The organism is Glycomyces tarimensis (genome assembly GCF_054776215.1).
In genome coordinates this window covers 82364-95148 of sequence record NZ_BAAHCB010000009.1, presented here as the reverse complement: position 1 = coordinate 95148, position 12785 = coordinate 82364, and the positions used below count along the sequence as shown (strand labels likewise).

The following is a 12785-nucleotide window of genomic DNA, read 5'->3' as shown; positions in this document are numbered from 1 at the left end:
CCGGCCAGCCCGCACGTCGACCATCCAAACACCCTGTTGAGTTCTCAAACAACACGCCACAATCAGTCCAAAACATCGGTGATGTTCCAGCTCCGACCGGAGCGGCTCCAGTAACTTAGCAGACCGGTTTTCAGGCCGTATTCGGCCCCCGATCACTTCGTTCGGAGTTTTGCCCTTTCGGTGAAGGCCAGTTGCCTTTCGGCTTTCCTGTCCGTTTCCCCCTCGGGCAAGAACTAATTTACGCGACCCTGAACCGGGGTTTGCAAGGGGGGTGCGTGTTCGGGAACACACCCTTACAAACCCCGTGTTCTCGCAGGTCAGAACCGAATCGTTGACTATCTGCGGCGGCTCTTGCCGCGCGCTTCCTGTTCCTTGGCGACCTGATCGAGCAACTCCTGGCGCCGGGACTTCCGTTCTTCGAGACGCTCGTCGGCGCCCTTGCGGTCGGTGCGCTCGAACCTGGCGTCCGTGCCGCGCGGTCCCACGGTGGCGATGACCGTCGGGTCCGTCGGCTCCCACTCGAACTCGGCGTCGCCGATCTTCACCACCGATCCCGGCACGGCGCCCTGCTTCGCGAGCTCGTCTTCGACGCCCAGGTTCGCGAGGCGGTCGGCGAGGTACCCGACGGCTTCCTCGTTCTCGAAGTTCGTCTGGCCGACCCAGCGCTCGGGCTTCTGACCCGAGACGACGAACTCCACGTCTCCTTCATAGGCCGGCGTCAGCGCGCGCACGGTGAAGCCGGAGTCGTCGATCGCGGCCGGCCGGATGACGACACGGGTCGCCTCGACCGGCGGCTGCTCGGCGCGGTACGCCTCCACCGCCCTCGCGAATGCGAAGTTCAGTTCCCGCAGTCCCTCGCGGCTGACCGCGCTCACCTCATAGACCGGCCAGCCGTACTTCTCCAGATCGGGACGGACGAACTCGGCGAGCTCCTTCCCGTCGGGGATGTCGACCTTGTTGAGCACGATGATGCGGGGCCGGTCGGCGAGACCGCCGTACTCGGCGAGCTCATGCTCGAGCGCGTCGATGTCGGAGGCCGGGTCACGGTCGGTCTCGAGGTTGGCGCAGTCGACGACGTGCGCCAGCACCGCACAGCGCTCGATGTGCCGCAGGAACTGGAGCCCGAGGCCCTTCCCCTGGGCGGCGCCCGGAATGAGGCCGGGCACATCGGCGACGGTGTAGGTCGTCTCCCCCGCGGACACGACGCCGAGGTTCGGCGTCAGTGTCGTGAAGGGGTAGTCGGCGATCTTCGGCCGCGCGGCCGACATCGCGGCGACGAGTGAGGACTTCCCCGCTGAGGGGAAGCCGACCAGGCCGACGTCGGCGACGCTCTTGAGTTCGAGCGTGATGGCGAGCTCGTCACCCGGTTCGCCGAGCTCGGCGAATCCGGGCACCTTCCGTTTGGAGCTGACGAGCTTGGCGTTGCCTCGTCCGCCCCTGCCGCCCTTGGCGATGGTCATCTCGGTGCCGACTCCGGTGAGGTCGGCGAGCTGCTCGCCGTCGGTGTAGACGACGGTGCCGTTGGGCACGGAGACGCGCAGCGTCTCCCCCGAGGCGCCGTCGCGGTTGGAGCCCTGGCCGTGCTTGCCGTTGCCGGCTTGCAGGCGGCTCTGGAAGTGGAAGTCGAGCAGCGTGTGGACATTGGGGTCGACGACGAACACGACATCACCGCCGTGGCCGCCGTTACCACCGTCGGGTCCACCGAGCGGCTTGAACTTCTCTCGGTGGACCGACACGCAGCCGTTTCCACCCTTACCAGCAATGACCTGCAGATTTACCCGGTCAACGAAACTTGTCACCATTCAAGCGTAGCCACCGGCCCTCCCCCGGGAGCGCGAGCCCGCGGGACGTGCTAAAGTTTCTCCTCGTGCGAGCGACACGGGCCCAAATGCCCAGATCAGCTCAATCATCATGCGCCGCTAGCTCAACTGGCAGAGCAGCTGACTCTTAATCAGCGGGTTCGGGGTTCGAGTCCCTGGCGGCGCACCAGCAAGGGCCCTGATTTCAGGGCCCTTTCGTCGTATTCGGGGAGTCCCGGATCTCACTCTTCGGGGACGGTGCTGCGGAACACCATCGGCGATGGCGCCCCGCAGCGGATCACATCTCGTATTCGGCGAAGTAGCCGTGCGCCTCTTCGAGCGAGGCATGGAGCATCTCGACAGCCGCGTCGTAGTCGTGCGTCGTATTGTCGATCCAGGTGCTGACCTCGATCTCGATGTTGCTGACCGCGACGTTGATGTTGAGCTTCTGGTACGTGGGGTCTCCGTACTTGTACATGTATCCGGCGTCGCCGTAGTCGTATTCCTCGACTTCGTAGCCCTCGGAATCCGACCAGTATTCGATGTCGTCCTGGATGTACTCGATGTTGTAGTCGGGGTCGGAGCCGACGTTCACGTCGATGGTCAGGTGCCAGAACAGGTCGTCGGTATAGAACTGGCAGTTCACCGAGCCGGTCTCTCCGCTGGAGGACGCGGAGGTGTAGGTCTCGTCCGGATCCACTGACGCGCCGATGACCTCCTCGAACTTCGTGAGGTCGTAGGCGTCGCAGGTGGCCTCGTCGAAGCCGGCCGCCTCGCCCGTCCCGCCGCCGTCCGGCGTCGCCTCCTCTTCGGTGGGTTCGGGGTCGCCCTCCTCGGAGGTCGCCGCCTCCTCGGTCGGCGTGGTGCTCTCCCCGCCGCTGCCGGCGGCCGTGTCGTCGCCTGCGGTGCGCTGGACGATGAAGAGGATCACGGTCAGGACGACCAGCAGCACCGCGATGATCGCACCGCACACCAGCCAGAGGTTGTTCTGACGCGGCGTCTGCGGCTGTCCGTACGGGGGCGTGTAGGACGGCTGAGAGGGGTACGACATTCGTTCACTCCCGGGGATCGATCATGGTTCGACCTCACCTTAACCTCGTCTGACCACCGTGCCACGACCGACGCTCCGCGCCCGTCCCGAGGTGAGGGCCCCGATTGGGCTTAGACTGGACATGTGCCGCGTTCCGGTACGAGCCCAGCACCCGACCCCTGATTGGCCCATCATGGCGAACCCTTTCCACCAGCACCTCGCCGAGCTCAACGAGCTGCTCGTCGACATGGCCCGCCGTGCGGGCGACGCCATCGAGAAGGCAGGTGCGGCGCTCCTGGAGGCCGACACGGTGGCGGCGGAGGCGGTCGTGGCGGACGACCAGGAGATCAACGCGCTCCAGTTCCGCGTGGACGACCGGATCGTCGAGTTGATGACGCGGTACGAGCCGGTCGCGAGCGACCTGCGGTTCATCCTGGCCTCCGTGCGCATCTCGGTGGATCTGGAGCGGATGGGCGACCTGGCCAAGCACGTCTCGAAGTCGGTCCTCCTGCGCGCCCCGGTCTGCCCGATCCCCGCGTCGCTGCGCGCGGATTTCGCGGCGATGGGCCAGGCCGCGACGCGGATCTCCGAGAAGCTGGTGCGCATCTTGGCCGAGCACGATCAGCTCGCGGCAGCGCAGATGGGACTCGACGACGACGAGTTGGACGCGATCCAGCAGCGCATCCACGAGCAACTGCCGGATCTGGACTACGGGCCGCAGGCGGCGGTGGACGCGGCGCTGCTGGCGCGGTTCTTCGAGCGCTTCGGCGACCACGCGGTGCGCATCTCGCATCAGGTGGTCTACCTCGTGACCGGTGATGTTCACCTCGATCGTTCATAACGGTCAGATCACAGCCCGGCATTGCTCCGATTAAACTCCCTGCTCACAAGGGTTTTCGTTGCTGTACGCCTTTCGTCGCGCGCCGTTGTTGCGAATCGCGCTCAGTCGTTCACCTCAAGTTCAACTACAAGTCGCCAGGTGAACACCGGGTTTGGTTTTGATTGGTCGCGAACAGTGAAGCAGTCCCCGGTACAAGACCGGGAAACGGAGTAGAGACCAGCTGTGAATATGAAACTGAACCGCAGAGCCATTTTCGGAACGATCACCGCTAGCACCCTCGCGCTCGGCCTGGCGGCCTGCGGCGGCGGTGACGACGACGCGAACGGTAGCGAGGGCGAAGGGGCCTCCGGCGAGATCACCGCTTCTGGTGCCAGCTTCCCGGACGCCTACTACCAGGCGGCGATCGAGGCGTTCGCCGAGGTCAACCCCGACCTGATCATCACCTACAACGCCGTCGGCTCCGGTACCGGCAAGTCCGAGTTCGGCGATGGCCTCAACGACTTCGCGGGAACCGACTCGCTGGTCGACGAGGGCGACGGCCCCGAAGAGGGCTCGTACCAGTACATCCCGACGGTGGCGGCCCCGATCACCGTGTCCTACAACCTCCCCGGCGTCGAAGGCCTGCAGATCGGCCAGGAGACCCTCGCCCAGATCTTCCAGGGCGACATCACCGCCTGGAACGACCCGGCGATCGCCGAGGAGAACCCGGACGCCACGCTGCCGGACACCGAGATCACGATCGCTCACCGCTCGGACGGCTCGGGCACCACCGGCAACTTCACCCGGTTCCTCGACGAGGCCACCGAGTCCTGGACGCTGGGCGCCGACGACACCGCCGAGTGGCCGTCGAACTCCATCGGCGGCGACGGCAACACCGGTGTGGCCCAGAACATCGAGCAGACCGAGGGCGCGATCGGCTACGTGGACCTGGCCGACGCGATCGAGACCGGTCTGGTCACCGCCGCCATCGAGAACGCCGACGGCAACTTCGTGCAGCCGTCGCTCGAAGGCACCACGGCCGGCCTCGAAGGTGCCGAGGTCAACGACGACCTGTCGTACAACCCGCTGAACGCGGCCGGTGCGGAGGCCTACCCGATCACCGCCCCGACCTACATCCTCATCCGCACGGACTACGAGGACGAGGCGGTCGCCGCCGGTGTCAAGGAGTTCCTCACCTGGCTGCTGAACGACGGCCAGGACATCGCCGCGGAGAACAACTTCGCGCCGCTGCCCGACAGCCTTCGCCAGCAGGCGCTCGATGCCCTCAACGAGACGATCCCTGAGTAGGAACGTCAGCCCGACGGCCCCAACGGCGCCTGCCGGCGCCGGTGGGGTTTTCGGCTGTTCCGCTATCGGAACCGGAGCAACATTGTGAGCACCACTCAATCCACTGACGACCTCGAACTCGGCGGGGACGCCCGCGCCCGCGGCGCCGACCGCGCCTTCCGGGTGCTGGTGACCGCCGCCGGTCTCACCGTCCTGGCCGTTCTCGCTCTGATCCTGGTCACCACCACGGCCAGGTCCTTGCCCGCCATCAGCCACGAGGGCCTGCTCGGCTTCATCACCGGCACCCGCTGGGCGCCGAACGACGACGTCTTCGGCACCTTCCCGATGCTCTACGGCACGCTCGTGACCTCGCTGATCGGCATGGTCGTGGCCATACCGGTGTCGTTGGGCATCGCGCTGTACATCACCGAGGTGGCCCACCGCCGATTCCGCCGGTACATCGTCACGATCGTCGACCTGCTCGCCACCGTGCCCTCGGTGGTCTTCGGCCTCGTGGGCGTCCTGGTGGTGGTCCCGTGGATCACCCCGGTCTACCAGCGGATCGCCGAGATCGTCTCACCGGTCCCCGTGCTGAACGCGATCTTCTCCGAGACCAACACGGGCCGCAACTACTTCACCGCCGGACTGGTGCTGGCGATCATGGCGATCCCGATCATCACCTCGATCGCGCGGGAGGTCTTCGACACCGTCCCCGAGACCGACAAGCAGGCCGCCTTCGCGCTGGGCGCGACCCGCTGGGAGATGATCAAGGGCGCCATGCTCCCCCACTCGTTCGGCGGCCTGGTCGGCGCCTCGATGCTCGGTCTGGGACGCGCGATGGGCGAGACCATCGCGGTGGCGCTGGTGATCGGCGGCTCGTTCCACATCTCGTCGAACATGTTCGACACCGGCAACACCATGGCCGCGGTCATCGCCCAGCAGTGGGGCGAGTCGACCGGGCTGCACACCGACGCGCTGATCGGCATCGGCGTGGTGCTGTTCGCCATCACCGTGATCATCAACTTCCTGGCCCGCTGGGTGGTCTATCGGGCGGAGATCAAGATGAGAGGAGCCCACGCATGACCACCATGATCGAAACTCCCCACCGCGCTCCCGACCTGTCGGGCCGGAACCTGTCCAGGCGGCGGGCCTTCAGCAACCGGGCCGCCACCGTGCTCATCGGCCTGTGCGTCCTGATCGCGGCGTTCCCGCTCGCGCTCGTGATCTACCAGGTCATCACCCGCGGCGGCTCGTCGATGAGCCTGAGCTTCCTCACCGAGGACATCCCGCGCAACTACCGCACCGAGGGCCCCGGCATGGGCCCGGCGATCGTCGGCACCCTGCTCATCACGGGCATGGCCGCGCTGATCGCCATCCCGATCGGCGTGCTCGGGGCGGTCTACCTCAACGAGTACGGCAAGGACAAGCCGCTGGCGCGGTTCATCCGGACCATGTCGGACGTCATGACCGGCGTGCCGTCGATCGTGATGGGCCTGTTCATCTACGTCGCCTACGTCCTGCTCATCGACGAGAAGACCGGCTTCGCGGGCTCCCTGGCGCTGGCGGCGCTGATGCTGCCGATCGTCATCCGCTCCACCGAGGAGATGCTGCGGCTGGTCCCGAACGAGCTGCGGCAGGCCTCGGCGGCGCTGGGCGCCCGCAAGTGGCGCACCACGCTCGGCGTGGTGCTGCCGGCGGCCTCATCGGGCATCACCTCCGGCTCGCTCCTGGCGATCGCGCGCGCGGCAGGCGAGACCGCGCCGATCATCGTCACGGTGGGCCTGTTCTTCCAGACGAACATGGACCTGTTCTCCGGAGGCAACACCACACTGGCGGCGCAGATCTACCGCAATGCGGCGCGGCCGTTCGAGGCTTCTCAGGACCGTGCCTGGGGAGCGGCGCTGACGCTCATCGCGATCGTCTTCCTGTTCACGATCCTCTCCAGGATCATCGCCTCGCGGTTCGCCATCGACAAGCGGTAGGCGAACCCGCCCTGGTCTCTACCAGCGGTCCCCGCGCCGACGATCGGCGCGGGGACCTTTTGCGTGCATCGGTCGGTGTGCGGATACGACGAAGGCCCCGCCGGTGGCGGGGCCTGGTCGGTGGTGCGGTCTAGCCGAAGCGGCCGGTGACGTAGTTCTCGGTGCGCTCGTCGGCGGGCGTGGTGAAGATCCGCTGCGTGTCGTCGAACTCGACGAGGATGCCCGTGCGGGTGTCGCTCAGCTCGTTGACCTCGGTGGAGAAGAACGCGGTCTTGTCGGAGACGCGGGCGGCCTGCTGCATGTTGTGGGTGACGATGACGATCGTGAACTGCTTGGCCAGGTCGACCATGAGCTCTTCGATGCGGGCCGTCGCGATCGGGTCGAGCGCCGAGCACGGCTCGTCCATGAGGACGACCTCGGGCTGGAGCGCGATGGTCCGCGCGATGCACAGCCGCTGCTGCTGGCCGCCGGAGAGCGCCAGCGCGCTCTTGCGGAGGTTGTCCTTGACCTCGTCCCACAGCGCGGCCTTCTTGAGCGAGTCCTCGACGATGCCGTCGCGCTCGGAGCGGGAGGCGCCGTGGATCTTGGGCCCGTAGGCGACGTTTTCGTAGATCGACTTGGGGAACGGGTTGGGCTTCTGGAAGACCATGCCGATCCGGCGACGGACTTCGACGGGGTCGACGTCGGAGTCGTAGATGTTCTTGCCCTGGAAGGCGACCGTGCCCTCGACGCGGGCGCCGGGGATGAGGTCGTTCATCCGGTTGAGCGAGCGCAGCAGCGTGGACTTGCCGCAGCCGGAGGGGCCGATGAGCGCGGTGATCTCGTTCTTGGCGACGGTGAAGTCGACGTTCTTGACCGCGTTGTAGGCGCCGTAGAAGACCTTGACGTCGCGGATGTCGAAGACGTCCGGTGCGCCGGGGCCGGCGGGGCCGCGCTGCGGTGCTGGTTGAGGAGCCGCTCCGATGCGGCGCGGGCTCACGGTGCGTCCGGCGCCGGACATGGTCGGGTCGCTCATGGATGTCTCCTCTGCGATGAGCTGCAAGCAGGCGTTCGGGGGCTGTGGCGACCGTAGTTCGCGCGGGTAGCGTCAGGCCCGATCTGGGGTGAACTGACGGTGAACGCACGGGAGCGGTGGGGTCACGCGGTCCCTCGGCATGCCGTTGTTGCCCGAGTCGCGGTTTTTCGGCCGATGAGCGGCGATACTGTCGCCATGAGTTTCGTGGTGCGTCTGCTGTTGACCGCGCTGGCGCTGTGGCTGGCGACCGTGATCGTCCCGGGCATCGAGCTGTTCGGGGATACGACGGGAGGACGGGTGCTGTCGCTGGTGGTGGCGGCGCTGGTGTTCACGCTCGTGAACGCGCTCGTCAAGCCGCTGGTGGTGGCGATCGGGTGTGCGCTGTACGTGCTGACGCTGGGGCTGTTCGGGCTGGTGGTGAACGCGCTGATGTTCTGGCTGACCGGTTGGGTCTCGGAGCAGTTCGAGCTGGGGTTCTCGGTGGACGGGTTCTGGGCGGCGTTCTGGGGCGCCATCATCGTCTGGCTGGCGATGTGGGTGATGGACCTGCTCACGCCGACGCGCGGCGAATAGGGGCACCGGGCGAGAGGCCCGGTGCCCCGGCCGCCTCAGTAGAAGTAGAGCCCGGTGGACGGGCCGGTCGGGATGTCGCGCTGCGTGTCGGTCCGTTCGGGGCCGGTGCCGTTGTAGTTGACGGCGTTGAATGGCATCGGGCCCTGTGGTCCGGGCGCCTTGCCGAGCCGGCGCCGCACGACGTTGAGGTTGTGGAGCCCGGCCAGGGCGTAGGTGCGGATCCGTTCGAACTGCTTCGTCTTCTTGGCCGTCTTGAGGGCCTGGTCGACGTTGTGGTGGAGCTTCCGTGCCCGGTCGAGCGCGGCCGCGGCCTCGACGTCGGTGACGTGCGAGGGCGCGATCATGAGTTGGTTGGCAAGGAGCACAGCCCAGGCCTGGGCGTCGGCCTTCGCGCGGGCCTTGCGGCGCCTTCGTGTCTCGATGCTCGACCGCAGCCCGAGGACGGCGGCGAAGATAAGGACGATTGCGACGACAGCCCCGAACGAGGCGATTGCTACTTCAATGGCGCTTTGCATCGTCACCCCCGTGACCAGTACTGATCTCTATCTCATGAATATTATTCCATTGCCGGGGCAGATTCATGAAAGTCCCCCTGGTTTGTGGCAGGCAAGGCTTTTCCTTGCGTTGACGCCACTTCCGGGCAATGTTCACTTTCCGGACAATTAATATGCATGAATGCGCATGTTAGCATTCATCAGTCGCCGGGAACGCTCTGCGGCGCAGGCTACAGATGGAGGCATACCCGAATGGGACACGATCACTCGCACGGCGCCGCCAGCGTCGGTGCCCGTCACCGTGGTCGGCTCTGGCTAGCCCTGTGCCTGGCCGTCACCGTGATGCTCGTCGAGGCGATCGCCTCCTGGTACACCCACTCCCTCGCACTGCTCTCGGACGCGGCCCACATGGCCGGCGACTCCCTGGGCATCGTCATGGCCCTGGCCGCGATCGTCGCGGTCCGGCGCGGCACCGGCAAGCCCCGGCGCACGTACGGCCTGTACCGGCTCGAGGTGCTCGCGGCGCTGGCGAACACGGTGCTGCTGTTCGGTGTCGGCGCCTTCGTCGTCGTCCAGGCGGTCAGGCGCATCGAGTCCCCGCCCGAGGTGGACTCGCTGCCGATGCTCGCCGTCGCCGTGGTCGGGCTCGGGGCCAACATGGCGTCGCTGCTGCTCCTGCGCTCGGGCGCGGCCGAGTCGATCAACGTGCGCGGCGCCTACTTCGAGGTCCTCGCCGACGCGCTCAGCTCGATCGGGGTCATCGTCGCCGCCGCGGTCATCTGGTTCACCGGCTGGTACTACATCGACAGCATCATCGCCGTGGCCGTGGGCCTGTTCATGCTGCCGCGGGCGGCTCGGCTCGGGCGCGACGCGTTGCGCATACTGCTCCAGCACGCGCCTGTCGGCGTGAGCATGACGGACGTCGAGCACTCCCTGGAGGCACTCGACGGAGTGAATGAGGTGCACGATCTCCACCTCTGGACGCTCACTTCCGGTATGGATGTCGCCACGGTCCATCTCGCACTCTGCTCGGGCGCCGATCCGGCCGCGGTCCTCGTCGACGCCCAGCAGACGCTGGCCGAACGCTTCGGCATCGAGCACGCCACCGTCCAGATCGAACCGGGCAGCGCCGATCAGGTCTGCGATAGGCCCGCCTGGTGAAACCCTCCGCAGGTATGTCCGGAAACCGATAGTGACGGATATATGACGCTTGACAATGGTGCCGCTGGCTATGGTAAACACCGACCTGGGGACTCGAAATGCTCCTTGGAAGGAGGAGATCCATGTTGACCCAAGCATGGAGGAAGAGCAGCAGATCAGGCCCGAACGGCGCCTGCGTCGAGGTCAGGCTCACGGAAGGTGTCGTTGAGATCAGGGACACCAAGCTGACCCGGAGCCCGATCCTGCGGACCAGCCAAGCTGACTGGCGGTCACTGCTGCAATCGGAAGGCCGGTAACGAGACGGAAGACGGGGCGGTCGCGGAGTGATCCGCGGCCGCCCCGTCAGGCTCGGCGGGACAGGTCACATCGCCTTGAGCCGACTGGCCTGCTGCTCGATGAACTCGAGGCTGCGGCCAGGCCCCAGGGCCGCCGACCGCAGGTTTCCGAACACCTCGTGGAAGGGGGCGACATCCTCGCCCTCCTCGTACACGTCACCGTTGTGGCCTTCGATGTAGACCACGTCCGGGTGCCGGTAACCGGGGTCGACCTCACCGTCGACCTCCCCGAAACCGAGAATCGTGAACGAGGAGAGCATGCCGGGATAGGCGCCGCCGTCGAATGGCAGGACCTGGAGGTGCACGTTCGGGAGCGAGGCCAGCTCGAGCAGATTCTGGAGCTGGTCGATCATGACCTTGGGCCCGCCGAGCACGCGGCGGATCGCGGCCTCGTCGATGACGTTCCAGATCTTCAGGTCGTCGCGCAGCCGCGCCTGTCGCTCCATGCGCAGTTGGATGCGCTCGTCCATGAACCGCCGCGACTGCTCCAACGCGAAGTCGAACGTGGCGCGGGCGTAGTCGGGGGTCTGCAAGAGCCCGTTGATGATCAGCCCGTCGTACAGGTACAGGCTCGAGGCGTCCTGCTCCAGGCCGACGTAGGTCGCGTACGGCGGGGAGATCGTGTCCGAGTATCGGGCCCACCAGCCGCGTTTGCGGCCGTCGCGGGCCAGGCGCACCAGCTCCTCGATCTGGGCGGCGTCGGTGACGCCGTAGACCTCGGTGAGCGCCATGACGTCACGGGGCTTGATGCCCACGCGTCCGAGCTCCATGCGGTAGATCGTGGAGGTGGTGACCTCCAGCGCGTCCGCGGCCGCCTGGGCGTCCCTTCCGGACTGCTCGCGCATCTGGCGCAGGATCTTGCCCGCCCGCCTGCGGCGGACGGTGGGACTCCCGCCTGAAGGCATCGCCTTGCCCCCCAACCTGTTCGGCAGATCGTTGTCAGCGTCGTCGTTCGATGTTCCCATTTGACACCCTGATCCCTCCGGTTTGGGTGAGGACGCACCGGCTGGAGAGGAGCGCTGGCCGCTCATCCGTGTGCGCGTCGCAATTCGGCGGCGCCGCGATCCTGTCGTGCCCCGCGCCCGCAAGTTGCGCCTATACCGCCGCGAGCGGCGAGAAAAATACGCCACCCGATCCGGTTATACCTCTTGCATCGAATATCTGCATGTGCAATTCTACTTGACGGAGGGGCTATCCGCCTCGTCCGACTGTACCGATTCGACACCGCGACTCGAAACCGACCAGGCGTCACCTGGAGCGCGGCACGGCAGGCGGTCGGCCGCAGACGAAACCGGTCAACTAGACGATAACGAAAGGCAGCCCGCGTTGCGAAGTCCGTACACACTCGACAATCCCCCGCCGGACGAACCACCGAACGGGGTACTGGTGCCGAGCCTGTGGCGCGTGCAAGCGCGATGGTGGAAACGACACACGCCCGCTCTCGACCAGCGAAGCGCCCGGCGCCCCGTCTGCGGCCACTGCCGCCAGACCTGGCCGTGCCACTCGTGGGCGTGCTGGGACGGCCAGCTCGGCGAGGCCGTAGCCATGCCCCGAACGGCCGCCGAGAGCCTCACGGGCGCCGCGAAGACCCGTCCCGCTCCGGCCGGCCGCATGCCCGAGCCCATCCCCATCCACGCACGGACGCCGAAACCCGCCGCCGCGCCTGCCGCCCAAAAGAACGCCGCATAGCGCGTAGCTTCAGCCCGACACGGTCGTTAGTCCCTGAGAGATGAACCGACGCTTGCCGAAATCACGGCTCGCTAGCGTCGTCGAGGGGAGAAAGCCGTCGGATGCTGAGTACGCACAATCTCAAGGCAGGCGACGTCCTGGACGGGCGGTACCGGCTCGAACGCCGCGTCGGCGGCGGCGGCATGGGCGACGTCTGGCAAGGCACCGACACGATCCTGTGGCGGACCGTCGCCGTGAAGATCCTGCTGGCCGACCTCGTGGACGACCGCGGCTTCCGCGAACGGTTCCGGCGCGAGGCCCGCGCCATCGCCGTCATGAAGGGCCCCGGCGTCGTCGAGGTCTACGACTACGGCGAGATCGACCACGGCGACGCCGCCATCGCCTACCTCATCATGGAGTACGTCGACGGCAAGCCGCTGTCGCGGCTCCTCGGCCTGTGGGGCAAGCTCGGCTCCGCCGACACGCTCCGCGTCGTCGGCGGCGTCGCCGAGGCCCTCCAGGTCGCCCACGCCGCCGGCATCGTCCACCGCGACATCAAGCCCGGCAACATCCTCGTGCGCGACGACGGCTCGGTCGTCTTGGTCGACTTCGGGATCGCCC

At 66.9% G+C, this 12785-nt stretch carries 14 protein-coding genes and 1 tRNA gene; 10 read left to right on the top strand and 5 right to left on the bottom strand.

Annotation, left to right across the window (positions count from 1 at the left end; all coding sequences use genetic code 11):
• Positions 1 to 335: 335 nt before the first annotated feature.
• On the bottom strand, positions 336 to 1802 hold the full coding sequence (gene obgE / locus ACYVK3_RS10005) for a GTPase ObgE (protein ID WP_460497156.1): 1467 nt from the start codon (positions 1800 to 1802) through the stop codon (positions 336 to 338).
• Positions 1803 to 1913: 111 nt separating this feature from the next.
• Between obgE and ACYVK3_RS10000 the strand changes: the two genes are divergently transcribed.
• Positions 1914 to 1989: transfer RNA gene (locus ACYVK3_RS10000), tRNA-Lys, on the top strand.
• Positions 1990 to 2097: 108 nt separating this feature from the next.
• Here the strand turns inward: ACYVK3_RS10000 and ACYVK3_RS09995 are convergent.
• Positions 2098 to 2850, bottom strand: coding sequence for a hypothetical protein (locus ACYVK3_RS09995; protein WP_460497155.1), 753 nt, complete (start codon positions 2848 to 2850; stop codon positions 2098 to 2100).
• Between the two features lie 172 nt (positions 2851 to 3022).
• Here ACYVK3_RS09995 and phoU point away from each other — a divergent pair, with 172 nt between their 5' ends.
• The 4 genes from phoU to pstA all read left to right on the top strand — a co-directional run bounded on the left by phoU (position 3023) and on the right by pstA (position 6918).
• Entirely contained in the window at positions 3023 to 3670 is a 648-nt protein-coding gene (gene phoU / locus ACYVK3_RS09990; protein WP_460497154.1) for a phosphate signaling complex PhoU family protein, read from the top strand.
• Positions 3671 to 3898: 228 nt separating this feature from the next.
• On the top strand, positions 3899 to 4957 hold the full coding sequence (gene pstS / locus ACYVK3_RS09985) for a phosphate ABC transporter substrate-binding protein PstS (protein ID WP_460497161.1): 1059 nt from the start codon (positions 3899 to 3901) through the stop codon (positions 4955 to 4957).
• Positions 4958 to 5041: 84 nt separating this feature from the next.
• Positions 5042 to 6019: a PstC family ABC transporter permease gene (gene pstC, locus ACYVK3_RS09980; protein WP_460497153.1), complete on the top strand. Its 978-nt coding sequence runs from the start codon at positions 5042 to 5044 to the stop codon at positions 6017 to 6019.
• Positions 6016 to 6918: a PstA family ABC transporter permease gene (gene pstA / locus ACYVK3_RS09975; RefSeq protein ID WP_460497152.1), complete on the top strand. Its 903-nt coding sequence runs from the start codon at positions 6016 to 6018 to the stop codon at positions 6916 to 6918. The genes pstC and pstA overlap by 4 nt, the downstream gene beginning before the upstream one ends.
• A 130-nt stretch (positions 6919 to 7048) precedes the next feature.
• On the opposite strand, the gene pstB is transcribed toward pstA, so the two are convergent.
• Complete coding sequence (pstB, locus tag ACYVK3_RS09970; protein WP_460497151.1) at positions 7049 to 7933, bottom strand: phosphate ABC transporter ATP-binding protein; 885 nt, start codon at positions 7931 to 7933, stop codon at positions 7049 to 7051.
• 195 nt (positions 7934 to 8128) lie between these two features.
• Here pstB and ACYVK3_RS09965 point away from each other — a divergent pair, with 195 nt between their 5' ends.
• Complete coding sequence (locus ACYVK3_RS09965) at positions 8129 to 8506, top strand: phage holin family protein (RefSeq protein ID WP_460497149.1); 378 nt, start codon at positions 8129 to 8131, stop codon at positions 8504 to 8506.
• A 35-nt stretch (positions 8507 to 8541) separates the two neighbouring features.
• On the opposite strand, the gene ACYVK3_RS09960 is transcribed toward ACYVK3_RS09965, so the two are convergent.
• Positions 8542 to 9021, bottom strand: a complete 480-nt coding sequence (locus tag ACYVK3_RS09960) for a hypothetical protein (RefSeq protein ID WP_460497148.1) — start codon at positions 9019 to 9021, stop codon at positions 8542 to 8544.
• Between the two features lie 231 nt (positions 9022 to 9252).
• Between ACYVK3_RS09960 and ACYVK3_RS09955 the strand changes: the two genes are divergently transcribed.
• Together ACYVK3_RS09955 and ACYVK3_RS09950 are read left to right on the top strand one after the other, a co-directional pair.
• Positions 9253 to 10161, top strand: coding sequence for a cation diffusion facilitator family transporter (locus ACYVK3_RS09955; protein WP_460497147.1), 909 nt, complete (start codon positions 9253 to 9255; stop codon positions 10159 to 10161).
• Positions 10162 to 10259: 98 nt separating this feature from the next.
• Positions 10260 to 10457, top strand: coding sequence for a DUF397 domain-containing protein (locus ACYVK3_RS09950; protein WP_460497146.1), 198 nt, complete (start codon positions 10260 to 10262; stop codon positions 10455 to 10457).
• 65 nt (positions 10458 to 10522) lie between these two features.
• On the opposite strand, the gene ACYVK3_RS09945 is transcribed toward ACYVK3_RS09950, so the two are convergent.
• Positions 10523 to 11461 carry a helix-turn-helix domain-containing protein gene (locus ACYVK3_RS09945; RefSeq protein WP_460497145.1) on the bottom strand — a complete coding sequence of 313 codons (939 nt, stop codon included), beginning with the start codon at positions 11459 to 11461 and terminating at the stop codon, positions 10523 to 10525.
• 439 nt (positions 11462 to 11900) lie between these two features.
• On the opposite strand from ACYVK3_RS09945, the gene ACYVK3_RS09940 reads away from it, so the two are divergent.
• Together ACYVK3_RS09940 and ACYVK3_RS09935 are read left to right on the top strand one after the other, a co-directional pair.
• Positions 11901 to 12185: a hypothetical protein gene (locus tag ACYVK3_RS09940; protein WP_460497144.1), complete on the top strand. Its 285-nt coding sequence runs from the start codon at positions 11901 to 11903 to the stop codon at positions 12183 to 12185.
• 101 nt (positions 12186 to 12286) lie between these two features.
• Positions 12287 to 12785 (top strand): serine/threonine-protein kinase (locus tag ACYVK3_RS09935; protein ID WP_460497143.1); only part of this gene is annotated, 499 nt, incomplete at its 3' end.

What these genes read in the sequence shown, in the direction of transcription:
- obgE (WP_460497156.1), bottom strand. Translation starts at nt 1,802, where the DNA reads ATGGTGACAAGTTTCGTTGACCGGGTAAATCTGCAGGTCATTGCTGGT.
- ACYVK3_RS09995 (WP_460497155.1), bottom strand. Translation starts at nt 2,850, where the DNA reads ATGTCGTACCCCTCTCAGCCGTCCTACACGCCCCCGTACGGACAGCCG.
- phoU (WP_460497154.1), top strand. Translation starts at nt 3,023, where the DNA reads ATGGCGAACCCTTTCCACCAGCACCTCGCCGAGCTCAACGAGCTGCTC.
- pstS (WP_460497161.1), top strand. Translation starts at nt 3,899, where the DNA reads ATGAAACTGAACCGCAGAGCCATTTTCGGAACGATCACCGCTAGCACC.
- pstA (WP_460497152.1), top strand. Translation starts at nt 6,016, where the DNA reads ATGACCACCATGATCGAAACTCCCCACCGCGCTCCCGACCTGTCGGGC.
- pstB (WP_460497151.1), bottom strand. Translation starts at nt 7,933, where the DNA reads ATGAGCGACCCGACCATGTCCGGCGCCGGACGCACCGTGAGCCCGCGC.
- ACYVK3_RS09965 (WP_460497149.1), top strand. Translation starts at nt 8,129, where the DNA reads ATGAGTTTCGTGGTGCGTCTGCTGTTGACCGCGCTGGCGCTGTGGCTG.
- ACYVK3_RS09960 (WP_460497148.1), bottom strand. Translation starts at nt 9,021, where the DNA reads ATGCAAAGCGCCATTGAAGTAGCAATCGCCTCGTTCGGGGCTGTCGTC.
- ACYVK3_RS09955 (WP_460497147.1), top strand. Translation starts at nt 9,253, where the DNA reads ATGGGACACGATCACTCGCACGGCGCCGCCAGCGTCGGTGCCCGTCAC.
- ACYVK3_RS09950 (WP_460497146.1), top strand. Translation starts at nt 10,260, where the DNA reads ATGCTCCTTGGAAGGAGGAGATCCATGTTGACCCAAGCATGGAGGAAG.
- ACYVK3_RS09945 (WP_460497145.1), bottom strand. Translation starts at nt 11,461, where the DNA reads ATGGGAACATCGAACGACGACGCTGACAACGATCTGCCGAACAGGTTG.